4 protein-coding genes are annotated in these 7,648 nt (G+C 41.5%); all 4 read right to left on the reverse strand.

All coding sequences use genetic code 11. The features are described 5' to 3' along the window. Positions 1–66 precede the first annotated feature (66 nt). Positions 67–1,488 carry a Gfo/Idh/MocA family protein gene (locus G5B00_RS14060; protein ID WP_163876646.1) on the reverse strand — a complete coding sequence of 474 codons (1,422 nt, stop codon included), beginning with the start codon at positions 1,486–1,488 and terminating at the stop codon, positions 67–69. A gap of 319 nt (positions 1,489–1,807) precedes the next feature. After that, complete coding sequence (locus tag G5B00_RS14065) at positions 1,808–3,121, reverse strand: TolC family protein (protein WP_205966429.1); 1,314 nt, start codon at positions 3,119–3,121, stop codon at positions 1,808–1,810. Between the two features lie 64 nt (positions 3,122–3,185). Further along, positions 3,186–6,263: an efflux RND transporter permease subunit gene (locus G5B00_RS14070; RefSeq protein WP_163876649.1), complete on the reverse strand. Its 3,078-nt coding sequence runs from the start codon at positions 6,261–6,263 to the stop codon at positions 3,186–3,188. 11 nt (positions 6,264–6,274) lie between these two features. Continuing rightward, on the reverse strand, positions 6,275–7,336 hold the full coding sequence (locus G5B00_RS14075) for an efflux RND transporter periplasmic adaptor subunit (protein ID WP_163876653.1): 1,062 nt from the start codon (positions 7,334–7,336) through the stop codon (positions 6,275–6,277). Positions 7,337–7,648: the final 312 nt, after the last annotated feature.

The raw sequence follows: 7,648 nt of genomic DNA on the forward strand, positions 1-7,648 counted from the left end.
ATGCCTATAAAACACGTAGAGACGCGATGAACCGCGTCTCTACAGTAGATGATATGATCATATCGATCAAACATCCAATTGCTTGCCTTTATTATCTGCCTTTGGACGGATCTTGGTATTACCACCACCATTCAACGTCAGATCTACCGGTATGTTTGACTTCCAGGCTCCTTTCGTGAAATCGGGAAAGGTCACGGTCTTACTGTTCTTGGCTACCGATTCCACACTCAAGGGGACAATCGCACTCCATGCTGCTGCATCATATACATCTTGATCCAAGGGCAATCCATTTCTGAGACAATCGATCAATCTCCAATCCATCATAAAGTCCATACCACCGTGACCCCCTACTTTTTTAGCCTCTTCACCAATAAATTTCACCAATTCAGGTGTATATTTTTGGCGCAATTCTTCTACCATTTCATCTGTTAGGAAAACGTGCCCATTTTTATAACTCTTCAATGAAATTCCCTGTTTAGGATATTTCTCGGCAAAACCTTTCGTACCACTCAGCAAATGGATACGTGAGTAAGGACGAGGAGAGGTCACATCGTGTTGGATCATGATGGTCTTTCCTTTCTGTGTACGGATTAAGGTTGTATTCATATTGCCCCTAAACTTTTTACCGACAAATTGTTGGAAAACCTGATCCTTCTGTGCCATTTCCCTAGCTTTTTCGCCCATGTGAAAATCATCCGTCTGTATAGCCACCAGCGAAGTCATGACATCACCACGGTTGATATTCATACACTGTGCCACAGGCCCTATACCATGTGTAGGGTACAGATTTCCATTGAATCGGATGTTTTCTTTCAACCTCCAGAAATCATCATAATATTTTGTATCAAAGTTTAGATCCAACAGATCGTGGATATAAGCCCCTTCCGCATGGATAATCTCTCCAAAAACACCCTCACGAGCCATTTTCAACGTCAGCATTTCAAAAAAGTCATAGCAACAGTTTTCGAGCATCATGCAGTGCTTTCTGGTCTGCTCTGACACTTTGACGACTTCCCAGCAATCTTTGACACTAAGGCCAATTGGCACTTCACATCCCACATGTGCCCCTGCTTTCATACCTGCAATACTCATCGGTGTATGCAGATCCCATGGCGTACAGATATATAAAAGGTCAATCTGTACATCTTTCAACATTTGTTGCCAACCGTTGTCACCGGAATAGATGGCCGGCTTCGTCAATCCTCTACCCGTCACCAAATTTTGTTGCTTCAATGCACGGTCTTCGTGTCTATCACAAAGGGCTACAATCTCAGCACCTTCGATATAGGTAAACCGATCTACGGCAGCTGAACCTCTATTGCCCAAACCGACAATAGCAACACGGACCTTATCCAATTTTGGAGCCCTATAGCCCGACATATTAAATCGGGGATTTGCCTTAGCCTCCACATTCAAGGTCGGCAAAGTAATAGCCGCTGTGGACAACAACGACACTTTTTTGAGAAAATCTCTTCTATCCGAATTCATACAACGAATTTATTAATATAATTAGATTCAAAATTATTTGCATCAAAACATTAAAGGGGACACAAAGCCCCCTCTAAAATCACCTATTTTAAAACAAACTAAACAGTCTCACAAAACATAACCAATTGAACTTAAAGGCTTAATGGCTATAGATATGCCGCATTTTTCGCTTATCTATCGCAATATTAATTTATAAAAACCACAAAAAAAAATAAAAAACAAACGCAAACGTTTGTTCAAAAAAACGAAATCGATTGTTTAAACATCTTTGTTACAAAAAACGTTTATAAAGTTCTAGATTTTGGAAAAGCTCACCTCCCTAATCTTCAAATCCGATCGATCCAACGATCTCTTTCAACAATGTTTCAGACAATTTGGCTTGCAATTTGGAGGAATTGTACCTTGTCACGGCTTGGATATAGTTTTCCTGAGCATCTCTAAATTCTACAGAACTGATCGTCCCAATTCTAAACTTATCCATCGTAATGTTAAGGTTCTGTTTAGCAATCTGAACGTTTTTTTCTTCTAATCTGTATAGGGCAACATTAGTTTGATAACTCTGAAAAGCCTGTAACAACGAACTTTCTATCTCTTTCTGTTGTTGAGATGCCACCAAATCCACATTATCTACACGTATCCGAGCGATACGTTCATTCCTACGTTGATTAAAACCATCGAAAATATTGATGGAAGCCGTGATACCATAGTTAAGCCCTCTCGAATTAGACTGAGCCACAAAACCTAAACTCGATTCCGTTTCCGCAAAGTTATATCCTCCATTCAAACGGATCGTGGGATATCGATTGGCTTTGACCGTCTTCAATTCCAAATCTGCTAAGCGCTTGGCAATGCCTAACGCCAACAAATCTGGATTATGTGTCTTGGATTTATCCAACAAATCTGCAAAAACAAGTCCTTCATCGACCTGTACATCCTCCACTACGTCAAAATCTATATCCAGATCCCTAGCCATTAGATTATTCAATGCTATCTTTAGATTCTTGACTACTTCCGTTTGCTTTACTTGGGCACTCTCGTCCGTATTCAGATTGACCTTGACGTTCAATACCTCTAGTTTAGAGGCTTTCCCGATGGAATAACGGTTTTCTGCCGTACGCAATCGCTCCTTAGAAATCAAGATGGTAGAATCCAAAGCCATTAAAATGTTCTTTTGCTCGACAATAGTATAATACGTACTGATCACATCCGACACTTGGGTAAGGATGGTTTTCTTAAGCTGAATATCTCCTTGCTTTTCCAGTTCTTTCAAGGTCTCGTACCTCGAAAACATACCCAAGCCATCAAATATCGTCCAACCTATACTCACCCCGTACGTCATGCTATTGTTCTTGGCATTGTCCAGCGACCGTTCTACACCCGTATTTTGTACCTGTGTCGAATTTTGGAGACTATTGCTTTGCGAAAAATTCCCCGTAACGGTTGGAAGCATACCTGCATTTCCATAGGTTACATTTTCCTTAGCAATTTGTAAGTCATTCTGGGATAATCGGATATCATAATTGTTTTCCAAAGCTATCTCTACTGCCTGCTGTACAGTCAACACATCCTGACTATACCCCAAGCCTATATATAATCCCCAAAAGATGCTTAATAAAACTTTTAATTTCATCATGCTTTACTATTTTCTGTATGTGAGTAAAGTACAGGCAAAAGATCTTTTGCCCCTACCTCAATACTTAATCCTCAATATTGTCAAACTCCGGCCTATGTACTTTCTTCTTGGCAAACATCAAATAAAAAGTAGGGATAACAAACAGTGTCAAAATCAACGAGAACATTGTACCGCCGACAATAACCACTCCCATACCTATACGACTGACCGAAGCCGCGCCCAAAGACAATGCAATAGGCAAAGCACCCAATGCAATCGCAAGGGATGTCATGAGAATAGGTCTCAACCGTGCCTCCGATGCTTTTACCACGGCTTCGTATTTTGTCAGCCCTTCCTCTCGAAGTTGATTGGCAAACTCCACAATCAAAATACCATTTTTTGTGACCAAACCGATCAACATGATCGTACCGATCTGGCTAAAAATATTCCACGATTGTCCAAAAATCCAGAGTGAAAACAAGGCACCACAAACCGCCATCGGCACTGTCAACAAGATAATAACGGGGTCTATAAAACTTTCAAATTGGGCCGCAAGTATCAAGAAAATCAATAATACAGCCAAACCAAAAGCAAACATCGTATTAGAACCGCTTTCTACAAAGTCGCGTGCCTCACCACCCAGATCGGTCGTAAAGGTATCATCCAACACCCTCTCCCGTACTGTATTCATGATTTCTATACCATCTCCCATACTAAAACCAGGGGCCAGACCCGCAGAAACCGTTGCCGACATATAACGATTGTTGTGATACAATTGTGGAGGGCTACTGTGTTCCTCGATCTCTACGATATTGTCTAGCTGAATCAGCTGTCCGGACTTGTTCTTCACATAAATTGCAGCCAAATCCATCGGAGTTGCCCTATCACTCTTGTCAAATTGCCCCATGACCTGATACTGTCGGCCATTCATCATAAAATAGCCAAAACGCTGACCCGAAAGGGACATTTGCAAGGTTTGGGCGACGTCCAACACCGATACGCCCAATGTTTGTGCCTTTTCCCGATCGATATTGACATACACCTCGGGCTTATTGAATTTCAAATCAATATCTACGATAGAAAAAGCCCTTTCTTTGGCGAGCTCTTCCATAAATTCCGGCACCTTTTCTTCCAATTTTTCAAAATTCTGCGCCTGGATGATATATTGGATAGGCAGACCTCCCCTTCTGTTGACCGCAATCGTAGGTTGCTGCGAGACGGTCACCCGAGCTTCTGAAAACTGTCTTGTGAGGCGGGATAGACGATTGGCAATCTGTCCTTGGGTACGCTCCCGCTCATCCGGCGAAACAAGCCCAAGCCGAACCATACCGCTATTGACAGAAGAAGATCGGAAACTGGGAGAGGTGATGACGAGACTGGCCTTTTTTTCGGGAACCGAATCATTGATCAACATCGTAAGATCCGTCATAAAACGATCCATATAATCGTACGAAACACCTTCCGGCGCCGTCACACGCAGAGAAATAAAACTTCTATCATCATAAGGGGCCGTTTCTTTCGGTAATAGCGTATAGAACACATAACTGAGCCCAAAACAAGCTAAAATAACAGCGATACCGACCCATTTCTGTTTTAAGAAACCTTTCAGTGCTCCTTCGTATTCCTTATTCATAATCTCAAAGTACCTTTCAGTACGGATATAGAATTTGGATTTACGCTGCTCTCCACCCTTCATCAGATAAGCGTTCAACATAGGTGTCAGAGACAGGGATACAAATGCCGAAATAAGCACAGCCGATCCGATAACTATCCCAAACTCCCGGAACAAACGACCGACAAAACCTTCTAAGAATATGACTGGCAAAAATACAGCTGCCAATGTGATCGAAATTGAAATAACCGCAAAAAATATCTCATTCGACCCTTTGATAGCTGCCGCAATGGGTGACATTCCTTCTTCTACCTTCTTAAAGATATTCTCGGTTACCACAATTCCGTCATCCACTACCAATCCCGTGGCCAATACAATGGCAAGCAAAGTCAATACGTTGATCGAAAAACCGCATAAATACATGATAAAAAAGGTCGCAATCAAAGATACCGGTATATCGATCAATGGACGGAAAGCGATAGACCAATTTCGAAAAAACAGATAGATAATCAATACCACAAGAATGATGGCAATAATCAATGTTTCCACGACTTCTAGTACGGACTTTTTGATAAATTGTGTGTTGTCAATCGCTATATTCAACTCAAATCCTTCCGGAAGATCATTTTCCAGACGCTCATATTCTTTATAAAACTCTTTTGCAATTTCCAGGTAGTTTGTACCCGGCTGAGGTATGATTGACAGTGCAATCATTGGATAGCCCGAGTCGGACATTTTTGTTTCAAAATTTTCAGCCTCTAATGCAGCTGTTCCTACATCCTTGAGCCGAACGATTTTCTCTCCTTCCGTTCGGATAATGATGTTGTTGAACTGTTCCTCCGACTCTAGGTTTCCAATTGTCTTTACTGTCAGCTCCGTATTTGCCCCTGTCAGCTTACCCGAAGGCAATTCGACATTTTGCGCATTCAATGCTGATCTTACATCTAGAATCGTGAGACCATATGAAGCTAGCTTCACTGGATCAATCCATAGACGCATGGCATATTTCCGTTGTCCCCATATTTGGATCGAACTCACGCCCGGAATAGTCTGTAATCGTTGTGCAATCACATTTTCCCCATAGTCCGAAAGTTCCAGTACATTTCTGGTCGAACTCTGAACAGTCATCGTAATAATCGGTTCAGAATCAGCATCCGCCTTGGATACGACAGGTGGTGCATCAATATCTTGGGGTAGATTGCGTAGCGCCTGTGAGACTTTGTCCCTCACATCATTGGCTGCTTCTTCGAGATTTTTCCCTAAATTAAACTCTATCGTGATATTGCTGCTTCCCTGATTACTTGACGAAGAAATATTCCGTATACCATCAATGGAATTAATGGATTTTTCCAATGGTTCTGTAATCTGAGATTCTATAATCTCTGCATTCGCTCCCGTATAACTTGTACGTACGGATATCTGAGCAGGATCGATAGAAGGGAACTCCCTCACCCCCAGAAAAGTATATCCGATTACTCCAAACAATATCAGCATCAAGTTCATGACGATAGCCAATACCGGCCGTTTGATACTCAGCGTAGATAAACTCATAGACTAAAATATTAACGTAATGAAACCTTGACATTGCTTCCGTCACGTAAGGACATGACTCCCGAAGTCAAAACCGTATCCCCCACATGTAGGCCTTTCGTTATCAAAACGGCCTCTTCCGTTCTAGCTCCTGAGGTCACGGATATTTCCTTTGCTTTACCATTTTTCAGCACAAACACTTTCTTTCCATTCTGTACAGGTATCAAAGCCTCTGTTGGAATCAAAATAGCTTGCTGTATCGTTTCTAAAGGAAAAACAATATTCGCAAATGTACCCGGCACAAGTTTATTGTCTGTATTATCGACAATGGCACGTACACCCAACGTGCGGGTAGTCGCCTCGACAATAGGCTCGGTAGCATATACCCTGGCTACATACTGAAGTGTATCCCCTTGAAAAGAAAAATGTACCGTATTGTTGATCTTTACTTTATTGGCGTACCTTTCAGGAATCGAAAAACTGATTTTCAATTTGTTTGTATTGACGACCTGAGCAATTTCGGTAGTCGGTGTGATATAGCTGCCCTTGGAAATCTTACGCAAGCCGATAGTACCGGAAAACGGTGCTTTCAATACGGTTTTGCTCAATTGAGCCTCTAACAGCTGAATTTGAGATTGCGTACTCTTGTATTCCGCATTGGTCATATCGTATTCCTCTTGGCTAATAGCTTCTTTTTCCAATAATAGCTTCGCCCGACGTTCGTTTTCAGAAGCTAAGGCATTCCGGGTCTGTACTTGAGAAAGTTGTGCTCTCAATTCAGCATCATTGATCCTAAGTAAAACCTGTCCTGAGCTAACTGCAGATCCCTCCGAAAAATGGATAGATTCTACTATACCGGAGATTTCGGAACGAAGGTCAACAATCTCATTAGGTTCTATAGTTCCGGTCAACGACAAAAAATCCGAGAAAGTTTTACCTTCCACCACCTGTGCATACACAGTAGCCCCACCTCTTGTTCTACCGGCATTTGCTTCTGCTTTTTTTCCTTCATTATCTTTGTATAGCCGATAGGAAACCAAACCAACGATAATCAAGCCTAATGCCGATAAAAAAAATACAATTCTCCTGCTCATGTTTACAATCTGTAGATAACTAAAAGTCTACAAGATATAATTATTAATACAAAGTATTTGTAAAAATCTTATTGCTTAACAGGTAGATAGAGAAAAGGGGAAATATTGCGACAGGAGATTAACTAAAAAAAGGATATTGTTTTTTTAGGTTAATCAATTTATAACATTTTAGAGAGCACACACTATTTACGGATTAAAGATAGGAATTAGTGTTGAGTATTTTATGGTGTGTCCTTGTTTTCGCTGGTGCGGCCGGATACCATGGTGCCATAGCACATACAAACAAGAACGGCCCCGCAGTATCTATCTGCA

The organism is Parapedobacter sp. SGR-10, from assembly GCF_011030405.1.
Lineage (GTDB): Bacteria > Bacteroidota > Bacteroidia > Sphingobacteriales > Sphingobacteriaceae > Sphingobacterium.

Coding starts and splice junctions, on each gene's coding strand:
- G5B00_RS14075 (WP_163876653.1), bottom strand. CDS start 7,336: ATGAGCAGGAGAATTGTATTTTTTTTATCGGCATTAGGCTTGATTATC.
- G5B00_RS14065 (WP_205966429.1), bottom strand. CDS start 3,121: ATGATGAAATTAAAAGTTTTATTAAGCATCTTTTGGGGATTATATATA.
- G5B00_RS14060 (WP_163876646.1), bottom strand. CDS start 1,488: ATGAATTCGGATAGAAGAGATTTTCTCAAAAAAGTGTCGTTGTTGTCC.
- G5B00_RS14070 (WP_163876649.1), bottom strand. CDS start 6,263: ATGAGTTTATCTACGCTGAGTATCAAACGGCCGGTATTGGCTATCGTC.